Here is a 19409-nt window from a genome sequence, read left to right as displayed (position 1 = left end):
CAATCTTAAATTGCCGAGTATAGATTTTGATTTAGATTATAGTCCTAACCAACCGTCTACAGTTGATTTATTTGCTTCCATCCAAGCTCTTGCTACATCAGCTGGATCTTTTTTCTCAACTGAAACTGCATAAGCCATTGCAGAAACATCATCAGCTGTTAATTGAAAATTCTTAAAGAATTCTACAATTGCTGGTGATTGACTCTCTAAAGAAGTAGCCCAACCGATTTGGATTTGCTTAAGAGCATCTTTTGATGCAACATAAGATTTCTTGTACCAGTCAGCATCTGCTTTAGGTTGAATCATTTTATATTTCGCAGGATCATATTTTGGTTCTGTTAACATTACTACGTCAGCCATTCCCCAAATTGCATGAGGTTTGTAACAATAGAATGCATAACCTTCACCTTTTTTAATTGAGTCTAGTACTCTTGCATTTTTAACTGCTTCAGCAGCTCTAACTGCTTCGATACCAGCATCATATAAACCATAGTCTCTTAATTTAACTTGGTTAACATTTGCAGAAGCCCAACCATCAGCACCAATCCAAAATTCACCTTTACTATTTCCATCGCTGTCCATTGCTTTAACAACTTCTGGTCTAGCTAAGTCTTCAATTGCTGTAATATTCATTTTTTTAGCAAACTGTTGAGAAACACAGTAACCTTGGTTTCCTTCATATGGTTTGCTGCTTAATTTTAAAGTTCCTTTTGGAACTAAATCATTAGTGTAAGCTTCTTGGTTTGGTAACCAAATATCAGGGTGAACATCGATTTCACCTTTTCCTCTGTCAATTGCTGCATAAATTGCAGTATTGTTTCCAGGAACTAATTCTGCTTCACCACCCATTTTGTCTATAACTACTGCAGCAAGTAAATTTGCAATTGCAGTTGCACCTGTCCAACCTGGATCTCCAATTTTAACTTTTTCAGCGTTTGCAGAGAAAATTGATAAAATTGAAATTAATCCAGCTACAAGTGTAGATTTGATTATTTTCATTATGTCTCCTTAATTATTTATAAATAAAGTCTAACGCGAATTGAGAGAAGGTGTCAAAGAAAATAAGTATCTAAAAATTAGATGTATTTTTACTATTCTGGGTTAGATGTAAGAGTTTTAATCTCTAGTATATTTTCGTTAGGGTCTTTTACGAAGAATGTTTCTTGTTCATACTTAGTGCCTTTAAATCTTAAGTATGGTTCGTCATAATATTTAGTGCCACTATCTTTTAATCTTTGTTTAAGTGCATCAAAATCTTTTCTAGATAAGTGTACACCAAAATGGGGTACAGACACATTTCCCATGTCCACATCATGTCTTTCATTATCTAATTTATGATCACTTTTATGAAGTGTTAATTCATTACCCCAAAAGTCAACATCAGCCCACTCTTGTGCAGAATTATCCAATCTACATCCTAAAGTTTCACTGTAAAATTTTTTTGCGACCTCTAGATCACCACAAGGTATAGCTAAATGAAAACAATTAGTGTTTTTGTACATAATTAATCTTTAATAACAGAATATAATGACTATATAAGCCACTTATTAAAATTTCAAGTGAGCATAAAATACAATGAATGATTATTTACAATCGATAATTGATAGAGATCCTGCAGCAAAATCAAAGCTTAGTTTGATTTTAACCTATCCAGGTGTCAAAGCAGTATTCTTTCATAGAATAGCAAACTTTTTTAGTACTGCTAAATTTTATCTAGTTGCAAGAATCATTTCTCAATTTTCAAGATTCTTAACTGGAATTGAAATTCATCCTAATGCAAAAATTGGAAAAAATTTATTTATAGATCATGGCATGGGAGTTGTGATTGGTGAAACTTCAGATATTGGAGATAATGTTACTATCTACCATATGGTTACATTAGGTGGAATTGCACCAAGTATAAATTCAAATGACCAAAGAAACATGAAAAGACATCCAACAATTAAAGATGAAGTAGTCATTGGATCAGGAGCACAAGTGTTAGGTCCAGTAACTGTTGGACGATGTGCAAAAATTGGTGCAAACGCTGTAATTACAAAAGATGTTCCTGAGAATGCTGTTATGGTTGGAATTCCTGCTAAGAATGTTGGAATAGCTGATAGTGAATTTAAACCTTACGGAATTACTCCTGATAGTGATAAAAAATCAGAAAATGAATAATACACAAAACGATTTTATTTCTGGAATTGGAAATACTCCACTTATAAAACTTAGAGCTGCATCAGAAATTACCGGATGTAATATTTATGGTAAGGCAGAATTTTTAAATCCAGGTGGATCCGTAAAAGATAGAGCTGCACTTGCATTAATAAAAGACGCACAGGAAAAAAAATTAATCTCCAAAGGAGGAACTGTTGTTGAAGGTACTGCCGGTAACACTGGAATTGGTTTGGGTCTTTTAGGAAATTCTTTAGGTTACAAAACTATTATTGTAATGAACGACAATCAAACTCAAGAGAAAAAAGATTTACTAAGAAACCTTGGTGCTGAGTTAAGATTAGTTGAACCGAAGCCCTATAAAGATGACAATAACTTTGTAAAGATTGCTGCAAGACTTGCAGATGAGTTAAGACCCTCAAATAACAATGGAGTTATTTGGGCTAATCAATTTGATAATACTGCAAATGCAAAAGGTCATTATGAGGGAACAGGTCAAGAGATCTGGGAACAGACAGATGGTAAGGTAGATGGTTTTGTGTGTTCATCTGGAACTGGTGGCACCATTTCGGGTGTAAGTAATGCATTAAAAGAAAAGAATAAAGATATCAAAATTTACCTTTCAGACCCCAAAGGTTCTGCTCTTTATAATTATATAAAGAATGGAGAGTTAAAATCTGAAGGAGGATCTATAACAGAGGGAATTGGTTCAAGTAGAGTTACAGCAAACTTTGGTGAGGCTAAAATTGATGATGCTTACTCTATTGATGACCATGAAGCTCTACCTATTCTTTATGATTTAATTCAAAATGAAGGTCTAAGTTTAGGAACTAGTTGTGGAATAAATATTGCTGGAGCTATTAGAATGGGAAAAGAATTAGGACCTGGTAAAACTATCGTTACTATCCTTTGTGACAGAAGTGATAAGTATGCAACTAAAATGTTTAATAAAAAATTCTTAGAAGAAAAAGGTCTACCAATACCTTCTTGGTTTTAAACGTAAATTTTATCTGCCAAACCGTAGCAAAGAATAGAACTTAAAATTAGAAAAACAACAGGAGCAATTATTCCTTCGTTAGAAGTTTTTTCATTTATTCCAGTTTTATCAATTTTGATAGAATAAAAGTTTGTTAGAAAAACACATGCATGAATAATTACTATTAAGGTAAAAAATGCCCAAGTATCTTCAACTCCGTTTGGTCTAACAAACATTATATAAAGAGCCATGATTACCCATCCAAGCATTAAAGCTCCTACAAATCTAACAATGACTGCCGCACTATGATCGATTTCAAATTTGTCCATGAATTTTTTAGTTCCAACAATGGTTTGAAAACAATAAACTCCTATTCCAATAAAATGTGCAAGGAACACTATTAAATAGAAAATTCCATTAAATTTTTCAATCATGACAAAATTCTATCAAATTTTACCATCAGATAAAACAACATAATAAGCAATTTTTGTGCTCCTTAATTGCATAACTGACGCGCGTTATAAACACGAGAGACTTTGTCATGAATATGTAACTGTATTCGATTACTTATAATTAATAATTAAAAAGAAAGATAAAATGAAAAAAATAATAATAATTTTGATGCTTAGTTTATTTACTACAATTGCTAAAGCTGACGGCCATGCAAAAGCAAATGCGTTTGCTATTACTTTAAAAGTTCCAGCTAGTGATGTAGCTAAAGTTGAAGAAATGTTGAAAACACACCATAAATGGATGAAAGAAACTCATCCAATGACTGGTGAAAAAAAATTAAATTCATATTCAGTTATCAAAGGACCTGAATGGAATAATCCTGCAGATCCTTCACAAGGTATGACTGGAAATATGTATTTTATTTTAACTGAGTATTATGAAAATCCTGCTGGTTTTCAAAATCATCAAGAGCTTGGAAGCAAATGGCCAATGATACAAGAATTTCAACAAATGCTATTCAGTTACGTTGTGGGATACACTTTTCCTGGAACAACTGTTGTTACGATAAAATAAAAAAAAGAAAATTATGAAAAAAATAATATTAACATTAATTAGTATTCTATTTTTGACTTCTTCGTATGCAGGTATGAGTGAAGACGACAAAAAGAAGACAATTGAGTGTGCAGGAATTTATTATGCAAATAGTATGATTCCACAAGCAGAACTTGAATTGGAAAAAATTACACATTCTTTTGCTGCTAAGAAATTTTTAAGCTCTTACTTGGTTAAAGATGGTGTAAATGAAGACAATCTTAATAAAGAATTAATTAAGGTTGTTGATGAACGTTATGGAAAACCATACGAGGAAAATACCACAAAGGAATGTGATAGTTTTGTTTATAAATTAATCCCTAATTCAAAAGAGGAAATAGATAAATTGGTAAAATCAGGGATTTACTAAACAAAAAATTTAGAAACGAAAATATATGAAAAAAATAATAGTGATTTTATTCAGTGTTTTATTTCTGAACTCTGCATATGCGGATATGTCTGATAGTGATAAAAATAGAGCTTGGGAATGCAGTGGTATTTATATGGCTAACTATTTCTTGCCAATTGGTGAAACATTTGAATATAGTATGAAAGAAAAATCTATGGCATCAGTTAAAGTTTTAAAAGCTTATGCTTTAGAAGTTGGAGTCCCTGAAAAGCAATGGGATGAAGGAGTAAACAAAGCTGTTGATAAGTTTTATGGATCTAAATTTGACGAGGCTAAAACTAATGCCTGTCATGAATTTGTAAACTCAACAGTACCTAATGGAGAAGATAGAGTTAAGAAAGTAGTTCAAACTTTATATTAATATTAAAAAAGGAGAAAAATGAAAGATATATTAGTAGTAGGAAAATTAAAAGAAGGATGCTTTGAAAAGTTTATGAGCTTTATGCAATCAGATGAAGGTATGGCTGAAAGAAAAAAAGTAGCTGATGTTACTAAAACAATAGCTAGTGTTTCACCTGATAAATCAACAGTAATGTTTAAAATTGTAGTTCATGATATGGCAGCACTTCATTCATTTATGGATGGGTCAAACCCAGTTTCAAAACCTGTATTTGATGAAGTAATGGATGGTTATGAAATTTACGAGTTAGCTAAAGTATAAAAAGAACAGAGACTCCACATGTTGGATTATCTCTGCTAGACTTTAATTATTAAATTAAGCAACAGGAGAAAAAATGTCTAAATTTTATATTATTGGAAAGATAAGTCGTGATCTTGCTTTAAGAATGCAAAGTGATCCTAATGCAGACAGAGGAGCAGCTATCAAAGCTATTTGTGATACTGTTGGAGTAAAATTTCACAGTTATGAATGGGTTCGAGGAAGATTTGATGTAATTAACGTGATTGAAGGTGATTACGAAAGTGTTCTTGGAATGAAAGTTGCAATTATGAATGCAGGTTTAATGGAAGATATTATGATTCATGAAGTATTTGATTATAATAAAACTTTCAACAAAGCTGCAGATGCTGGAAAAAACTTTAAAAAACCAGGTGAATAAAAGAAAGGAATAAATGTCTATCTTAGAAAAATATAGTGCTGCATTAAAAAATAAAGACGAAGCAGCGATGAATGAGCTTTTGCATGATGATTTTAAATTTACAATGCATAAATCAGGAAATGTTTTAACTAAAGGTGATGTTATCAAATGGGCAATGAGTGGTGACATCAATCAAGATAAAGTTAGAATTGTTTACGAGAATGATGAAGTTGGAATTCATCATGCTTTTGTTACATTTAACGATGGAAATGTTGAGGCTGTAATGGCAGTTTATAAATATGACAATGGAAAAATTGTTAGTTTAGAAACTGGTGCTACTCCAATGCCTAAATAATTATATATATTTAGCGGGATTTCATTTAATATTATTAAATGAGTCTCGCTACTTCATACTTGTTCCTAGGTGTTGCTGTATTCCTAGGAGTTACTTCAAATAGTTTTGCTAAAAGTGCTGAAGGTTTCACTCTTCTCTTCCCAAGTATAATTACCGCAATTACAATTGTATTGTGCATGTATGCGCTTTCATTGGTGATGAAGAATATACCAATGGGTATCACTTACGCTTCATTTGCAGGATTAACAATCATTGCAACAGTTATAGTAGGTGTAATTAAATATAATCAAGTTCCGAACCTTTACTCCATGATCGGATTAGCATTTATTATCATTGGAGTTTTAATGGTTAATTTGTTAGGTAGTAAATAATATGAAACCTCTTATAGGATATTTGTTTTTAGCTAACGGTATAATTTTTGGAATAGCTTCAAACAGTTTTGCTAAAATCTCTGAAGGTTTTACAAAGCTAACTCCTTCAATTTTATGTATCCTTTTTATGTGTATTACAATGTTTTCAATTGCAAAAGCTATGCATGCAATACCTGTTGGATTTGCCTATTCAATTTATAGTGGTTTGACAGTAACAGGAGTTGTTCTTTTTGCTGTATTAAAATTTAATCAAGTTCCTAATGTTTATGGGATAATTGGAATTGCTTTGATTATTATTGGTGTAGTAATGGTTAATTACTTAGGTCGATTAAATTGATATTTTTTTAAAATGTCTGGAAGTTGATAACTTCCATCTTCATTTAAAGATAGTTCATATTCATTAACAACAGTAGTTATATCTAATGGAGAATATAAATGTGGGTACATATCACCATTTGATGCTTGTTCCCAAAGTAAGTGCTCAAGTTTAAAAGCATTTACTCTCAGCAAAACAAGGTTTTCTTTATTTGGAAAATGTTTTTTTAAGGTTTCCTCGACCTGATCTTCTTCTGAGAAATGAATATAGCCATCTTTAATATCTTTTTCAGATCCACCATAAGTTCCAAATTGCTTAGCTTTTTGCCATTCCTCTTTATCTATTACTTTAAAAATAAATTCTAAATTCATTTTACCAGGAAGAGTTTGGTCCTTTTAAAAATTCCAGCTCTTCTTCCGTAGACTCTCTTCCTAAAATTTCATTTCTATGTGGATATCTATGAAACTGTCTAATAGTTTTGGTGTGGTCTTGCCAAAATTTTTTGATCTTATTGTATCCTTCATGTTCTCTTAAATATTTATTTAATAAGTAATAAGCCATTTCATGATCACTAATTTCTTCACTATGAATTAAAGGTAAAAGCATAAAAAATCTTTGGTCAACATTCATAGCTTCTAAATATCCAGAATACACTGCATCATTTACTATCAATCTAGTTTTTTGATCTTGAGCAAATGCTTTTTTATCATCCCTAAACATATTTCTTGAAAATTGATCAAACAAAATTACTAAAGCTAAACAGCTCATGGGATTATCCTGCCAATCATCATATTCATTTTGACAAGCAAGCTCATAATCTTTTAAAAAATTATCTTTTATCTTTTGATCAAATTTATCATCCTTCTTAAATCTCATCTCAAAAGGAGTTTCTTTAAACCAGAAATCTAAAATTGATTGCGCTCGTTCTGGTATCATTCAGCTAAAGGTTTTAATAATTTTAATATTTGCTTATGATTTGCTTTATTATTTGAGACAATAATATTTCCTCCTACCACAGGATTTCTATTACCCCACGTTGTTACTATGGCCCCACTTGCTCTCACAATTGGCATAATTGGATGAATGTCCCAAATCTTATTTGCACACTGTGCAACCATTTCCAATCTACCTTCAGCTAGTTGACAATATGTTAAAGCATCAAAGCATGGAAATTGCATTCGTTTAATAAATTTTTGAATTTTGGATTGTTGTTTTAAGGTTAATTGATTATGAAAAGCAGCAGCTAACTTTGAATTTGCAAAATTTAATTTAGAATTAACTTTTAGTTTTCTTTTTTTGTTATTTTCAAAAACGTATGCGGTGTTTTTGTTTACATTTAAGTAATATTTTTTCATTTTAGGGAAATTTGCTAATCCTAAAATTGGCTCCCCATTATAATTTAATGAAATCAAATTACTCCAACTAGGATTACCAACAACATATGATCTAGTTCCATCAATTGGATCTATTACCCATGAAAATTCACTTTTGGTATTTTTGTGACCATACTCCTCACCTATAATTTGATGATCTGGAAATCTTTTAGAAATTTTAGACCTTATAAACTTTTCAAAAGCTTTGTCAGATGTAGTTACTGGATCGTAACCTTTACCTTTCATCTTATTGGTTATCTTGAATGGCTTATCCAACTTAGCATAATAAAATTTTGTTAGATCTTTTGCTAACTGGTTTAAAAAACTTGAAAATACTGGATATTTTTTTGTATCAAAATTATTCACAAAGAACTCATACTATTTAATTTATATTGATTAAAGTTAAATTTTAAATAATGCTCAATGATTATTTATGAAAATTGAGCTTCACGAAAATAAAGTCTACTTCAATAATGGTACTGAAAAAAAAGAAATACATCCTTTTTGGTTAAGAGAAAGAGTGGATGGTGAAGAATTTGTTGATAAAGGAACTCAACAAAGACTTTTTGACCCAACCAGCTTGAACAATGATATAATCATTAGCAAAGCCTCTATTCATGAGGAATTTTTAGAAGTTAACTTTAATGATGGAATTAGTTCTAAGCTTAATCTTAATAAAATTGCTTTAGAATTCTCAAAAGAAGATACAGTTGTAAAATCTATAGAAAAAACTAAATGGGATTCCAGTTTAAGCAATATCAAAAATTTTGAATACCAAGATAATTTTTATGAAAGTAAAGAAATGCATGACTTACTCGTTTCTTTCTATAAGTTTGGATTTGTTGTAATTAAAAATATACCAACAACTAAAAATTATATTGTTGAGTTTGCAAACTCAATTGGCAGTGTAAGAAGAACTAACTTTGGAGAATATTTTGATGTTAAATCAAAACCTGATCCTAATGATCTTGCATATACTTCTTTAGCTCTTACACCTCACACAGATAATCCATATCGAAACCCAGTTCCATGTATCCAACTTTTACATTGTATAGAGAGTAAAGTTTCAGGAGGATATTCTACATTGGTTGATGGATATACTGTCACTGAAGATTTAAAGAAAAGTTATCCTGATTATTATAAAATCTTAACAGAAGTAAAAGTAAGATTTAAATTTATTGATAAAGAAGTAATTTTAGAATCTTTGTGTCCTTTAATTGAATTAGATGAATATAAAAATTTTAAACAAGTAAGATTTAGTCCAAGATTAGATTTTGTTCCAATCTTAGATAAAGAAGAATTAGATTTATACTATCAAGCAAGAAAAAAACTGTCCGAAATGTACAATTCAGATAAATATAGAATAGAATTTAAACTTGCTCCAAAAGATTTAATGATGATGGATAATCATAGGTTACTTCATGGACGGACAGTTTATGATGCTAATGAAGGCGAAAGATTTTTACAAGGTTGCTATATAGACTACGATAGTACTGAAGGAAAATTAAGACACTTAAAAAGAAAGTTTAATCTATAGAAATATTTTCTATTTGAGCTTCAGCATCCTTAATAGATTTTTCATAATCTAAAGCCATTTGATCAGCACTTATAACTTCCACTTTTTCAATTCCAAAAAAGTTTAAAATAAATTTTAACCAAGGGGTTAAAAAATCCTCTGAGCTATTTAGCTTTGTTCCACCAGAAGTGATTACAAGATAAGCCTTTTTATTTTTTAACAACCCCTCTCTTCTACCATTAGGTTTAAATTTAAAGGTTTCCCCTATTCTTGCAGCTAAATCTGACCAAGCTTTAAGAGTTGCGGGTGGCCCGTAATTGTATATTGGAGCTGAAATTATAATAATATCACTCTCTTTTAATTCTTTTACAAGCTTGTCAGAAAGTTCAAACATTTTCTTATGTTCTTCAGTTTGATCCTTCTCATCAATTTTCATTCCAGACTCTGTTAAGCCACTTACAAAAAGCATTTCATCATCTAAATCTCTATAAATTACTTCATCATCTGGTTTTTTGATTTTATCTAAAAGTTTTTTTGCTAATGCTCTTGATGTTGAGCCTTTTTTTCTAGCACTTGAATCTATTTGATAAATTTTCATAAAACACACTAACCAAAATTTTGCATAAAAGGAAAGATTTTAATTATATAAAAACCAACTGCTTGCAATTGATTAGTTAAAATCAAAATTCCAGTTATTAATAAAGTTATTCCACCTATTTTTGATATTAAATTAATATTCTTCTTAAAGTTTTTAGAAAATAATAAAAATCTTTGAATTAAATATCCTGATAAAACAAATGGTATAGCCAAACCTAAAGAATAAAAAATTAACATTATGACTGCTTTTGATAATGTTTCTTCGATAGATGCTAAAGCTAAAATTGATCCTAAAATTGGACCAATACATGGTGTCCAACCAAAACCAAAAGCAACACCAATTACATATGGAAAAAGGATATTTCTTGATTCTTTTGCATCAAATCTTTTTTCAAAGTTTAAATACGAAATATTAATAATTCCAATTAATTGAAGAGAAAAAATTACAATTATAATTCCAGCTAAAATTCTTAATATTTCTGAATTTTGTAAAAGTGCTTGTCCTAAAAAAGATGCAGATGCTCCTAAGATAACAAATACAGTTGAAAACCCTAGACAAAATAAAATCAATGGGAAAATATTTGTTTGTTTTTTATTTAAAATTTCTTGTAGTGACTGACCTGAGATATAAGAAATGTATCCAGGGATTAAGGGTAAAACACAAGGAGATAAAAAACTTATTAACCCTGCCCCAAAAGCAATTAAATATTCAATCATCTATCCAGTGTTTTTCATTGCTGCAGAAATTCCCGCAATAGATGTCATTAAAGCATCGTCTAAATATTTCTTATCTAAATTTTTATATTTTTTATTTGTTAATTTATTCATTATATTTGCCTGAAGAATGTTTAGCATCTCAGTGTAGTTGTTTCTGATAAATAATGCTTTTCTAAACTCTTTTCTCTCTTTTATAACTTCTTTTGGAGTAATTTTATTGTGCAATTTGACCAATGCATCAAATTGAAACCTTAATCTTTTTCCAATTCTTATCAAAGATTTGTCAGCTAAATTATTTTCATAAATCACTGATATTTCAGGATCAACCTTTGAAATCACCATATCCAAAATATCCATCGTTGATACAAAATAAGGCCAGTTCCTCTCCAAGTCTGTCATAGTTTTTTTAAACTTTTTAATTGATCCATATCTTAATGCCTCAGTTGTACCGAGCCATGCAGGAAGCATTAATCTAATTTGCGTCCAAGCAAATACCCAAGGAATAGCTCTTAAACTTTGAATATTATCAACATTTTTTCTCTTAGTGGGTCTTGAACCAATTGCAAGTTTTCCAAGAGATTTATGCGGAGTAACAGTTTTAAAATATCTAATAAAATCTTCACTTTGATTTAAATACTTTCGGTAAGCGGATGTAGAAATCTCAGACATTTTTTGAATTAGCTCTCGCCAATTTGGTTTTGATCTAGGAGGTGGATTTAAAGTAGCCTCCATTACAGCACCAATATAACTACATAGGTTATATTCAGCTAAAGGTTTATATCCATATTTTTGCTGTATCACCTCTCCTTGATCAGTAATTCTAATTTTTCCATTTACTGTTCCAGATGGTTGAGATTTAAGAGTTGCCTGAATTGGTCCTCCTCCTCTTCCCGGAGATCCTCCTCTTCCATGGAAAAATACAAGATCTATTTTATATTTTTTAGCTAAATTTCTAAGTTCTTCTTGAAGTTTGTATTGATGCCAACTTGCAGATAGTTTTCCTGCATCTTTACTAGAGTCTGAATATCCAATCATTACTTCTTGTTTTGAGTTGATCATTTTTCTGTACCAAGGAAGTTTAAATAAATTTTCCATAACACCTTTTGCATTCTTTAAATCATCTAAAGTTTCAAATAGTGGTACTACTCTTAACAAATTCTTTGTTTCAGCCTGTAATTGCAATAAATAAACAGATAAAATATCAGATGCTTTTGAAGTCATTGAAATTACATAAGCACCCATACATTGCTCTGGCTCTTTAGATATTTGCTTAAATGTTTTCCAAACTTCTAAATTCTCTTTGTCTCTTAAATTAATTTTATTAACAAAAGTTTTTTTTTGTTTTATTGATTTATTAAGTAATTCAATTTTCTTTTCTTCAGGTAATTTTGAATAATTAATTTTATTTTTCTTTTTAAATATTTCATTTAAAAGTTTTTCATGTCTATCAGACTCCTGTCTGATATCTAATCTTGCTAAATTTATTCCAAAACATCTAACTCTTCTTATCAAATCCAACAAATCTGCATTTGCAATATGTTGACCTTTGTTCATGTTTAAGGAAGTTCTAACTTCTCTTAATGGATTTATGATTTCGTACTTATCTTTTAATAATTTATTTTCATCTAATGGCTTATTATAATTTATATGTGCTTCAATTAACTGATGTGTTCTTCTTACTTTGTCTCTTAAAGGTCTTAAATAAACTCTATAAGGCTCAAAACTATTTCCAGTAACTTTTTTGATTTTATTAGAACATTCTTCCATTGATAAATCTTGAATTAATTTTGTGAGTTCTCTTTCGTATAACTTTGCAGCTTGCCATCTTGAAAATAAAATTACTTTTTTTGTTACTTCAGATGTAACATTTGGATTTCCATCTCTATCTCCACCCATCCAAGAACCAAATTGAATGGGATTAAAGTTTCTAGGAAGATCTTTATTTAAATTTTTCCTAAAAATATCATTTAACCTTTTATAAACTCTTGGAATTGTGTCCCATAAACTATCTTCTATTACAGCTAAGCCCCATCTAGCTTCATCGAGTGGTGATGGTTTGGTTCTTTTTAATTCATCAGTTTTCCAAATAATGGCTATCTCAGAATAGAGTTTCCGATCTATTTCAATAATCTTTGCGGGGTATTTTTTATAAAGATGACGTTGCTCCATCAAGGAGGTCAAATTTGCGTATTTTTGAATTAGTGTTCTTCTCTTAACTTCTGTTGGATGTGCTGTGAGTACTATTCCAATATCAAGTTTTGTTGCCTGATCATAAATTTTTTTGTCAGAGATTTTTCTATTTTTAAAAAGATTGTTAATTATATCCTCAATAAATAGATTTTGTTTTTTGTTCTTAAAATATGGATTATCGTATTCATTAAGTTTTCTAGAAGCATCTAACGATTCAGCTAAATTCATTAAATTTAGAATATGTGAAAAAGCTCTAGTGACCTTAAAAGTAATTTCAGGTGAAAGCTTTCTTATATCTTTTGAAATTTTGGAAAATACCTTACTTTTATTTTTATCTAATAAGGTGTTTTTAGATAATAATCTTAATCGCTCAACAATATTAAAAAATTTTGTGCCTTCTTGATCTTTGATCACTCTTCCAAGAAAAGTTCCTAATAATCTTATATCTTCTCTTAAAAGCTTAGTAGGTATTCGTTCATAGTAAAGATCTCTCTGCTTCATTACTTAAAATAAATTTTTTTTGTAAAACTCCTTTTGTGTTTGTTTTTACACCAAAAAAGAATCCTGAATATCTAAATTTTCGCAAATCAGCCTTGTCCATTCCTTTTGTAGCTGTTGAAACGTACAGTTCTTGATTATTCTTACCACCAAACGCACAATTAGTAATATTTTTGGCTGGAAACTTAATTCTGTGAATTAATTTTGCTCTACTATTAAATACTGAGACACATGCCCCACGAAAATGGGCAACCCATAAATTTTTATTTTTATCTACAGTCATTCCATCTGGAACTCCTTCTTCAGGAGTTAACTTTTTAAATATTTTTTTACTAATTATTTTATTATTTTTATTTATCTTAATTTTATAGATAGTTTTTTTAGGACTATCAGTGTGGTAAAAATTATATTGATCAATAAATGCTGGGCCATTTGTAATTCTATAATTTTTATCAACTCTAGTTAATTTAAGATTTTTATCTAATTTATACAAAGATCCTTTTTCAATTTTTCTCTCTAAGTTATCCATAGTTCCAAACCAAAGATTTCCAGCAGGATCTGTTTTACCATCGTTTATTCTATTCAATTTTAATTTAGGTTCTATAGGTATCGATTTTAAAACTTTTTTTGATTTTAAATTTTGAATTCTTATTTCACCCTGCAATCCTAAAATAAATATATGATCTCTTACATGAGCAATGAAACCTACTTCTTTATTTACTTTAAATATTTTCTTTTTTTTATTTTTAATATTTAAAGAACAAATTTTCTTTTTCTTTATATCAACAAAATAAATTGAGTTGTGTTCTTTAACCCAAAGTGTTCCTTCACCTAAAGTACATCTTATTTTCCAAATAGGTTTTGGCTCTGTAGTTTTAATTTTATTCATTTACTTCAAACTCCTTAATAAAGTCCTCATTAGGATTTATACCAATACCTACATTGTCTGTCACTGATGCAAATCCATTATTGTTTTTAACTTGATCTAAAATTGAAAAATTTTCTTTTGGTAGATCTGTAATAAAAATATTTTTCTCTGTTGTATCAAATTCTAGCATAGATTTTGTTGGGAATAATCCACCTGGCATGTCAGGTTGTGCAGTCAATAAATGAAGATTTACCGCTATGCTTACAGCAGATCCCCAAACATGATTAATTACTGGAACAAAGTTAGCCTGCGCCAAGGCTGCAATTTTCAAATATTCTGTAATACCTCCTAATCCACATACTTCTGGTTGAGCTATATCAATGCAATTATTGGTAATTAATTTATTCCATCCATACTTTGTAAATTCTGCCTCACCTCCAGCTACACTAGTTGATATATTTTTTTTCAATTCTCGATAACCGTTGTAATCTTCGGGAGCAACAGGTTCTTCAAACCAATAAACATCTAGTTCATCAAGTCCTTTTCCAACATAATGAGCATCTTTCAGATTATAAGCATGGTTAGCATCCACCATTAATTTAAAATCTTTACCTATAGAATTTCTAACTGCTTGAACCAACCTTAAATCCTCTTTTGGACCTAATCCAACCTTCATTTTCATTGCTTTAAAGTTTTTTGATTTAATCTGTTTAGCTTCTTCTTCAAACAACGGAATTAGTTCATCCACTGATTTTTTTTGTAACATCATTCCATATCCATACACAGGAACTTCAATATTACATTTTCCACCAACAAGTTGGTAAAGAGGAGAGTTTGTTTTTTTTCCCAAGATATCCCATAAAGCTATGTCAACTCCTGACAAAGCTTGTATTGGCATTCCTTTTTGACCACTATCTCTTAAAAGATTGTAAACTTTTTGCCAAATATGTTCTTTATTCAAAGGGTTTTCACCTATTATTAAAGGCTGAATTACCTTTTCAACAATGAACTTATTAGCTAAAGCAATATTACCTGGACCAAAACATTCGCCCCATCCAGTAATACCTTCATCAGTTTGTACTTCGACTAAATGAGCTGTTCTGTGTTTATAATATTGTTGTGAATAACCTAATTCTTTCTCTAACTCATATTTAAGTACATGACTTTTAATAGAAGTTATTTTCACAAAAGATTATAAAGCAACTACTTTAGAGTTTTGCTCTCCTAAATTTTCAATTGATAATCTCATTGTATCACCAGCTTTTAAGAATTGTTGTGGTTTCATTCCCATACCAACTCCTGGAGGTGTACCAGTTGTAATTATATCACCCGGCTGTAATGACATAAATTTACTTAAATAAGATACAATAACGTTAACATTAAAAATCATAGTATTAGTATTTCCAGTCTGCATTCTTTTACCATTAACATCTAAACTCATTTTTAAATTATTAATGTCAGCAATTTCATCTTTAGTTACTAAATAAGGTCCAATTGGTCCATACGTGTCATGAGATTTTCCTTTAACCCATTGACCCATTTTTTCTATTTGCCATTCTCTTTCACTAATATCGTTTACTAAACAATATCCTAAGATGTGATCTTGTGATTGAGCTTCAGAAATATGTTTTGTATGTTTTCCAATTACAATTCCTAATTCTACTTCCCAGTCTAATTTTTTTGAACCAGATACAATTTCGATATCATCGTTAGGACCATTGATACAACTTGTTGCTTTCATAAAAGTAATTGGCTCAGATGGAACTTCTGCTCCTGTTTCAGCAGCGTGATCTGAAAAATTTAAACCTATTGCAATAAATTTTCCTGGTTTTGTAATACATGAGCCAATTCTTTCACTTAAAGATATCTCTGGAAGACTTGCTAAATCAGCACTTTGTAATTTTGAAATAGTTTCAAAATTTAAATGATCAGGATTTAAATCTGAAATATGTGAACTGATATCTCTAATTTTACCATCATTGTCTAAAGCCGCTGGTTTTTCTTGTCCTTTTTGACCTACTCTTAATAATTTCATAATTGTCCTTCTGTTATTAAATTATATTGAAATTCCACCATCAACAGAAATTGTAGTTCCTGTTGTAAATGTTGCATCATCACTTGCGAGATAAACTGCAACTGCAGCAATCTCTTCTGCAGTTCCTAATCTTCCCATTGGTTGTCTTGCAATAAAATCTTTTTTTGCCTGAACTGGATCTGGGCTCTGGTTTACTCTGTCTTGCCAAGATGGTGAGAAAACTGTTCCAGGAGCAATTGAATTACATCTGATATTTTGTTTTACAAAATCTGCTGCAATTGCTTTAGTTAAACCAATGACAGCACCCTTTGTTGTTCCATAGACAAATCTGTTTGGAAAACCTTTTAAGCTTGAAGCACATGAAGACACATTAATTATACTTCCACTTTTTTGTTTTACCATTAGTGGTAATATCGCCTTACACATAAAATACATTGATTTCACATTTACATTTGATGAGAAATCCCAATCTTTTTCATCACATTCAAGAATTGTTCCATGATGAACAAATCCAACTGCATTAAATAATACATCTACTTTATCAAGAGTTTTAGTAAATTCTAAGATAGCGTTGTTATCAGTTGAGTCTAATTTGGTAACTTTAATATCTGGATATTCTTTATTTAATTCTGTTAAAGTTTTATCGTTTAAATCTGTAGCCGTTACATGAGCTCCTTCTTTATGAAATGCAATTGCTGTTGCTTTTCCAATTCCTTGTCCTGCTGCTGTTACAACAATTTGTTTCCCATTAAGTCTTCCGCTCATTTTTTATTTATCCTTTCAATCTCGTTATAAAGTGAACTGTGATCAGTGTTACCATGACCATTATCAACTAAAGTCTTATACATTTCTTTAACTAAATTTGAAATAGGTAAATGAGTATTATAAGAATTTGCACATTCTAAAATATTATTCATATCTTTCAAATGAGTATAGGTCTTACCCTTAGGGCTAAAATCTTTATCAATCATTCTTTTTCCATGAGTTTGAAGTATTTTACTATCCGCCCATCCACCTGAAAGAGCTTTGATTAATTTATTTGGATCTGCTCCAGCTTTTTCACATAATGTTATGGCTTCTGCAACAGCTCCTATTGTAACTCCAACAACAATTTGATTTGCTAGTTTTGATACCTGTCCACTTCCAATAGGTCCAACTAATGTTGGGTTTCCCATTGCTTTTAAAATTTTTTCAGATTTATCAAAAATACTTTGTTCACCGCCAACCATGATAGCTAGTGAAGCTTCTTCTGCTCCGATTGTTCCTCCTGAAACTGGTGCATCTAAATAATTTACATTTTTTGATTTTAAATTAGTTCCGTGTTTTGTTGCTGTCGTGGGTTTTACAGAGCTCATATCTATAACTGTTGATCCTGATTTTAAGTTGTCTAAAAAATCTGAACTAGAAGTTATTGCATCTACAGCACTATCATCAGTTAACATGGTAATGACAAAATCACTATCTTTAACTACATCACTTATTGTTTTTGAAATTTCTGCACCAAACTCTTTTAAGGGTTCTGCTTTTTCTATTGATCGATTGAAAGCTTTTAATTTAAATCCAGATTTTAATATATTTTTAGCCATTGGTAGGCCCATTAGGCCTGTTCCAATAAATCCAATTGTTATCATGGTTTTGGTTTAAACTCGTGGAAATTTTGTGTCATTATTTCTGGGAAGAACATAACACATGCTAATACAATTAACTGAATAACTATAAATGGAGCAAAACCTCTAAAGATATCTGTTAAAGATATATGTGGAGGAGCAACTGATTTTAAATAGAAAGCAGCGGGTCCAAATGGTGGGCTTAAAAATGAAACCTGCATATTTACACAGAATAATATTCCAAACCAAATCGGATCAAAACCAAGTGCAAGTACTATAGGTAAAAATACTGGCATTGCTAACAATACAATTCCAACCCAATCCATAAATGCTCCCATGATTAAAAACATAATCTGCATCATAAAAATTAAATACATTGGTTTTAAATCATAAGCTAAAATTGTTTCTGCAACGTATTTTGGGCCACCAGCAAGAGAATAAGCTCCCGCTAAAACTGTTGCACCAAATGTAATTGTCAAAATAGTTCCAGATGCTTTGAAAGTTCTTGTTAATGCATCCTTAAATAAAAACCATGTCAGTTCTTTTCTTGCAAAAATAATAATTAAAGTAGCAACAACACCCATTCCTGCTGCCTCAGTAATACCAGTCATTCCAGAATAAATTGAACCTAATACAATAATTACAATTCCAATTGGTGGAAGTAGACCTGGAAGGTAAGACATTTTTTCTTTTAAAGTTAAAGCCGGCTCATCACTTAATGGAGCTAAATGAGGCTGTAATCTTGTTCTAATAAGAATGTATGTAATAATTAAACCTGAGATCATTAAACCTGGAACAATTGCTTCTTGGAATAACATCGTAATAGAAGTCTCTGTTGTTAATCCATAAATAATTAAAACAATTGATGGAGGTATCATTGTTCCTAAAGATCCAGATGCACAAATAATACCAATAGACATGTCTTGATCATATTTAAGTCTTAACATTTGTGGTAATGCAATTAATCCTAATAAAACTATTTCTCCTCCAATAATTCCACTCATTGCAGCCATGATGGTTGCCATGATTGCAGTAACTACACCTACTCCACCTCTAGTTTTTCTTAACCACGCGTTTAATGCATCATAAAGATCTCGTGCAATATTAGAGCGTTCGAGCAAGGAGGCCATAAAGATAAACAAAGGTACTGATAAAAATGAATAAGTAACAACCAGTGAGTAATACCTTGAAAGCAATATTCCTAATGCATGCTCACCTATGTATAAAAATACTAGTACTGCACCCATGAAACCTGATGCAAATCCCATCGGAACACCAATAGATATAAGTGCTAATAATCCAACTATTAATATTATCGAGAGTGTTCCTATTTCAAATTCCAT

At 30.5% G+C, this 19409-nt stretch carries 26 protein-coding genes; 11 read left to right on the top strand and 15 right to left on the bottom strand.

The genetic code is table 11. The annotated features are described in order from the left end of the window. Nucleotides 1-36 precede the first annotated feature (36 nt). Nucleotides 37-999 (bottom strand): ABC transporter substrate-binding protein, encoded by a 963-nt coding sequence (locus tag ACTTBK_RS01325; RefSeq protein ID WP_440618246.1) that lies wholly within the window; start codon nucleotides 997-999, stop codon nucleotides 37-39. Nucleotides 1000-1091: 92 nt separating this feature from the next. Further along, nucleotides 1092-1502: a VOC family protein gene (locus tag ACTTBK_RS01320; RefSeq protein WP_145595791.1), complete on the bottom strand. Its 411-nt coding sequence runs from the start codon at nucleotides 1500-1502 to the stop codon at nucleotides 1092-1094. A gap of 73 nt (nucleotides 1503-1575) precedes the next feature. Between ACTTBK_RS01320 and epsC the strand changes: the two genes are divergently transcribed. Then, nucleotides 1576-2160, top strand: a complete 585-nt coding sequence (gene epsC / locus ACTTBK_RS01315; RefSeq protein ID WP_262590495.1) for a serine O-acetyltransferase EpsC — start codon at nucleotides 1576-1578, stop codon at nucleotides 2158-2160. Continuing rightward, complete coding sequence (locus ACTTBK_RS01310; RefSeq protein WP_440618245.1) at nucleotides 2153-3154, top strand: cysteine synthase A; 1002 nt, start codon at nucleotides 2153-2155, stop codon at nucleotides 3152-3154. The genes epsC and ACTTBK_RS01310 overlap by 8 nt, the downstream gene beginning before the upstream one ends. On the opposite strand, the gene ACTTBK_RS01305 is transcribed toward ACTTBK_RS01310, so the two are convergent. Beyond that, entirely contained in the window at nucleotides 3151-3567 is a 417-nt protein-coding gene (locus ACTTBK_RS01305) for a hypothetical protein (RefSeq protein ID WP_075505089.1), read from the bottom strand. The genes ACTTBK_RS01310 and ACTTBK_RS01305 overlap by 4 nt on opposite strands. Nucleotides 3568-3730: 163 nt before the next feature. Here ACTTBK_RS01305 and ACTTBK_RS01300 point away from each other — a divergent pair, with 163 nt between their 5' ends. The 8 genes from ACTTBK_RS01300 to ACTTBK_RS01265 all read left to right on the top strand — a co-directional run bounded on the left by ACTTBK_RS01300 (nucleotide 3731) and on the right by ACTTBK_RS01265 (nucleotide 6686). Beyond that, nucleotides 3731-4159 carry a hypothetical protein gene (locus ACTTBK_RS01300; protein WP_440618244.1) on the top strand — a complete coding sequence of 143 codons (429 nt, stop codon included), beginning with the start codon at nucleotides 3731-3733 and terminating at the stop codon, nucleotides 4157-4159. 73 nt (nucleotides 4160-4232) lie between these two features. Continuing rightward, nucleotides 4233-4547, top strand: a complete 315-nt coding sequence (locus ACTTBK_RS01295; RefSeq protein WP_440618243.1) for a hypothetical protein — start codon at nucleotides 4233-4235, stop codon at nucleotides 4545-4547. A 25-nt stretch (nucleotides 4548-4572) separates the two neighbouring features. Then, nucleotides 4573-4947 carry a hypothetical protein gene (locus tag ACTTBK_RS01290; RefSeq protein ID WP_440618242.1) on the top strand — a complete coding sequence of 125 codons (375 nt, stop codon included), beginning with the start codon at nucleotides 4573-4575 and terminating at the stop codon, nucleotides 4945-4947. 18 nt (nucleotides 4948-4965) lie between these two features. Further along, entirely contained in the window at nucleotides 4966-5247 is a 282-nt protein-coding gene (locus ACTTBK_RS01285; RefSeq protein WP_440618241.1) for a hypothetical protein, read from the top strand. A gap of 73 nt (nucleotides 5248-5320) precedes the next feature. Then, the gene (locus tag ACTTBK_RS01280; RefSeq protein WP_075505873.1) at nucleotides 5321-5644 is read left to right on the top strand and encodes a GYD domain-containing protein; all 324 of its coding nucleotides are present in this window, start codon (nucleotides 5321-5323) and stop codon (nucleotides 5642-5644) included. Nucleotides 5645-5657: 13 nt separating this feature from the next. After that, on the top strand, nucleotides 5658-5978 hold the full coding sequence (locus tag ACTTBK_RS01275) for a nuclear transport factor 2 family protein (RefSeq protein WP_075505086.1): 321 nt from the start codon (nucleotides 5658-5660) through the stop codon (nucleotides 5976-5978). 38 nt (nucleotides 5979-6016) lie between these two features. Then, on the top strand, nucleotides 6017-6349 hold the full coding sequence (locus tag ACTTBK_RS01270; RefSeq protein ID WP_440618240.1) for a DMT family transporter: 333 nt from the start codon (nucleotides 6017-6019) through the stop codon (nucleotides 6347-6349). Between the two features lies 1 nt (nucleotide 6350). Then, nucleotides 6351-6686: a DMT family transporter gene (locus ACTTBK_RS01265; RefSeq protein WP_440614179.1), complete on the top strand. Its 336-nt coding sequence runs from the start codon at nucleotides 6351-6353 to the stop codon at nucleotides 6684-6686. Here the strand turns inward: ACTTBK_RS01265 and ACTTBK_RS01260 are convergent. Genes ACTTBK_RS01260 through ACTTBK_RS01250 form a run of 3 tightly spaced genes read right to left on the bottom strand, consistent with a single transcriptional unit; the run spans nucleotide 6665 to nucleotide 8404 of the window. Beyond that, complete coding sequence (locus ACTTBK_RS01260; protein WP_440618239.1) at nucleotides 6665-7036, bottom strand: DUF952 domain-containing protein; 372 nt, start codon at nucleotides 7034-7036, stop codon at nucleotides 6665-6667. The two genes, ACTTBK_RS01265 and ACTTBK_RS01260, sit on opposite strands and share 22 nt — an antisense overlap. 1 nt (nucleotide 7037) lies before the next feature. Continuing rightward, nucleotides 7038-7601, bottom strand: a complete 564-nt coding sequence (locus tag ACTTBK_RS01255; RefSeq protein WP_440618238.1) for a DUF924 family protein — start codon at nucleotides 7599-7601, stop codon at nucleotides 7038-7040. Then, a complete protein-coding gene (locus tag ACTTBK_RS01250) occupies nucleotides 7598-8404 on the bottom strand; it encodes an inositol monophosphatase family protein (protein ID WP_262590483.1) in 807 nt (268 codons plus the stop codon). Before ACTTBK_RS01250 ends, ACTTBK_RS01255 begins: the two co-directional genes overlap by 4 nt. A gap of 67 nt (nucleotides 8405-8471) precedes the next feature. Here ACTTBK_RS01250 and ACTTBK_RS01245 point away from each other — a divergent pair, with 67 nt between their 5' ends. Next, a complete protein-coding gene (locus ACTTBK_RS01245) occupies nucleotides 8472-9575 on the top strand; it encodes a TauD/TfdA family dioxygenase (RefSeq protein WP_440618237.1) in 1104 nt (367 codons plus the stop codon). Here the strand turns inward: ACTTBK_RS01245 and ACTTBK_RS01240 are convergent. The 9 genes from ACTTBK_RS01240 to ACTTBK_RS01200 are packed head-to-tail and all read right to left on the bottom strand — an operon-like array spanning nucleotide 9565 to nucleotide 19409. Next, nucleotides 9565-10152, bottom strand: a complete 588-nt coding sequence (locus tag ACTTBK_RS01240) for an FMN-dependent NADH-azoreductase (RefSeq protein WP_440618236.1) — start codon at nucleotides 10150-10152, stop codon at nucleotides 9565-9567. The genes ACTTBK_RS01245 and ACTTBK_RS01240 overlap by 11 nt on opposite strands. Before the next feature lie 8 nt (nucleotides 10153-10160). Then, complete coding sequence (locus tag ACTTBK_RS01235; protein WP_440618235.1) at nucleotides 10161-10868, bottom strand: cytochrome c biogenesis CcdA family protein; 708 nt, start codon at nucleotides 10866-10868, stop codon at nucleotides 10161-10163. Further along, nucleotides 10869-13559, bottom strand: coding sequence for a phosphoenolpyruvate carboxylase (gene ppc / locus ACTTBK_RS01230; RefSeq protein ID WP_440618234.1), 2691 nt, complete (start codon nucleotides 13557-13559; stop codon nucleotides 10869-10871). It lies immediately after the preceding gene. Then, a complete protein-coding gene (locus tag ACTTBK_RS01225) occupies nucleotides 13534-14445 on the bottom strand; it encodes an SMP-30/gluconolactonase/LRE family protein (RefSeq protein WP_440618233.1) in 912 nt (303 codons plus the stop codon). Before ACTTBK_RS01225 ends, ppc begins: the two co-directional genes overlap by 26 nt. Then, complete coding sequence (locus tag ACTTBK_RS01220) at nucleotides 14438-15610, bottom strand: mandelate racemase/muconate lactonizing enzyme family protein (RefSeq protein WP_440618232.1); 1173 nt, start codon at nucleotides 15608-15610, stop codon at nucleotides 14438-14440. The genes ACTTBK_RS01225 and ACTTBK_RS01220 overlap by 8 nt, the downstream gene beginning before the upstream one ends. Before the next feature lie 6 nt (nucleotides 15611-15616). After that, complete coding sequence (locus tag ACTTBK_RS01215) at nucleotides 15617-16459, bottom strand: fumarylacetoacetate hydrolase family protein (protein ID WP_440618231.1); 843 nt, start codon at nucleotides 16457-16459, stop codon at nucleotides 15617-15619. Nucleotides 16460-16480: 21 nt separating this feature from the next. Continuing rightward, nucleotides 16481-17224, bottom strand: coding sequence for an SDR family oxidoreductase (locus tag ACTTBK_RS01210; RefSeq protein WP_440618230.1), 744 nt, complete (start codon nucleotides 17222-17224; stop codon nucleotides 16481-16483). Then, a complete protein-coding gene (locus ACTTBK_RS01205; protein ID WP_440614169.1) occupies nucleotides 17221-18090 on the bottom strand; it encodes an NAD(P)-dependent oxidoreductase in 870 nt (289 codons plus the stop codon). Before ACTTBK_RS01205 ends, ACTTBK_RS01210 begins: the two co-directional genes overlap by 4 nt. After that, complete coding sequence (locus ACTTBK_RS01200; protein WP_440614168.1) at nucleotides 18087-19409, bottom strand: TRAP transporter large permease; 1323 nt, start codon at nucleotides 19407-19409, stop codon at nucleotides 18087-18089. Before ACTTBK_RS01200 ends, ACTTBK_RS01205 begins: the two co-directional genes overlap by 4 nt.

Source organism: Candidatus Pelagibacter sp. HIMB1493 (genome assembly GCF_052047995.1).
Taxonomy (GTDB): Bacteria; Pseudomonadota; Alphaproteobacteria; order Pelagibacterales; family Pelagibacteraceae; genus Pelagibacter.
The sequence above is the reverse complement of the archived record's forward strand: the minus strand, read 5'-3'. Positions and strand labels throughout refer to the sequence as shown.

What these genes read in the sequence shown, in the direction of transcription:
- ACTTBK_RS01295 (WP_440618243.1), top strand. Translation starts at nt 4,233, where the DNA reads ATGAGTGAAGACGACAAAAAGAAGACAATTGAGTGTGCAGGAATTTAT.
- ACTTBK_RS01325 (WP_440618246.1), bottom strand. Translation starts at nt 999, where the DNA reads ATGAAAATAATCAAATCTACACTTGTAGCTGGATTAATTTCAATTTTA.
- ACTTBK_RS01260 (WP_440618239.1), bottom strand. Translation starts at nt 7,036, where the DNA reads ATGAATTTAGAATTTATTTTTAAAGTAATAGATAAAGAGGAATGGCAA.
- ACTTBK_RS01305 (WP_075505089.1), bottom strand. Translation starts at nt 3,567, where the DNA reads ATGATTGAAAAATTTAATGGAATTTTCTATTTAATAGTGTTCCTTGCA.
- epsC (WP_262590495.1), top strand. Translation starts at nt 1,576, where the DNA reads ATGAATGATTATTTACAATCGATAATTGATAGAGATCCTGCAGCAAAA.
- ACTTBK_RS01235 (WP_440618235.1), bottom strand. Translation starts at nt 10,868, where the DNA reads ATGATTGAATATTTAATTGCTTTTGGGGCAGGGTTAATAAGTTTTTTA.
- ACTTBK_RS01300 (WP_440618244.1), top strand. Translation starts at nt 3,731, where the DNA reads ATGAAAAAAATAATAATAATTTTGATGCTTAGTTTATTTACTACAATT.
- ACTTBK_RS01225 (WP_440618233.1), bottom strand. Translation starts at nt 14,445, where the DNA reads ATGAATAAAATTAAAACTACAGAGCCAAAACCTATTTGGAAAATAAGA.
- ACTTBK_RS01270 (WP_440618240.1), top strand. Translation starts at nt 6,017, where the DNA reads ATGAGTCTCGCTACTTCATACTTGTTCCTAGGTGTTGCTGTATTCCTA.
- ACTTBK_RS01205 (WP_440614169.1), bottom strand. Translation starts at nt 18,090, where the DNA reads ATGATAACAATTGGATTTATTGGAACAGGCCTAATGGGCCTACCAATG.
- ACTTBK_RS01275 (WP_075505086.1), top strand. Translation starts at nt 5,658, where the DNA reads ATGTCTATCTTAGAAAAATATAGTGCTGCATTAAAAAATAAAGACGAA.
- ACTTBK_RS01255 (WP_440618238.1), bottom strand. Translation starts at nt 7,601, where the DNA reads ATGATACCAGAACGAGCGCAATCAATTTTAGATTTCTGGTTTAAAGAA.
- ACTTBK_RS01215 (WP_440618231.1), bottom strand. Translation starts at nt 16,459, where the DNA reads ATGAAATTATTAAGAGTAGGTCAAAAAGGACAAGAAAAACCAGCGGCT.
- ppc (WP_440618234.1), bottom strand. Translation starts at nt 13,559, where the DNA reads ATGAAGCAGAGAGATCTTTACTATGAACGAATACCTACTAAGCTTTTA.
- ACTTBK_RS01310 (WP_440618245.1), top strand. Translation starts at nt 2,153, where the DNA reads ATGAATAATACACAAAACGATTTTATTTCTGGAATTGGAAATACTCCA.
- ACTTBK_RS01285 (WP_440618241.1), top strand. Translation starts at nt 4,966, where the DNA reads ATGAAAGATATATTAGTAGTAGGAAAATTAAAAGAAGGATGCTTTGAA.
- ACTTBK_RS01210 (WP_440618230.1), bottom strand. Translation starts at nt 17,224, where the DNA reads ATGAGCGGAAGACTTAATGGGAAACAAATTGTTGTAACAGCAGCAGGA.
- ACTTBK_RS01290 (WP_440618242.1), top strand. Translation starts at nt 4,573, where the DNA reads ATGAAAAAAATAATAGTGATTTTATTCAGTGTTTTATTTCTGAACTCT.
- ACTTBK_RS01245 (WP_440618237.1), top strand. Translation starts at nt 8,472, where the DNA reads ATGAAAATTGAGCTTCACGAAAATAAAGTCTACTTCAATAATGGTACT.
- ACTTBK_RS01320 (WP_145595791.1), bottom strand. Translation starts at nt 1,502, where the DNA reads ATGTACAAAAACACTAATTGTTTTCATTTAGCTATACCTTGTGGTGAT.
- ACTTBK_RS01240 (WP_440618236.1), bottom strand. Translation starts at nt 10,152, where the DNA reads ATGAAAATTTATCAAATAGATTCAAGTGCTAGAAAAAAAGGCTCAACA.
- ACTTBK_RS01280 (WP_075505873.1), top strand. Translation starts at nt 5,321, where the DNA reads ATGTCTAAATTTTATATTATTGGAAAGATAAGTCGTGATCTTGCTTTA.
- ACTTBK_RS01265 (WP_440614179.1), top strand. Translation starts at nt 6,351, where the DNA reads ATGAAACCTCTTATAGGATATTTGTTTTTAGCTAACGGTATAATTTTT.
- ACTTBK_RS01200 (WP_440614168.1), bottom strand. Translation starts at nt 19,409, where the DNA reads ATGGAATTTGAAATAGGAACACTCTCGATAATATTAATAGTTGGATTA.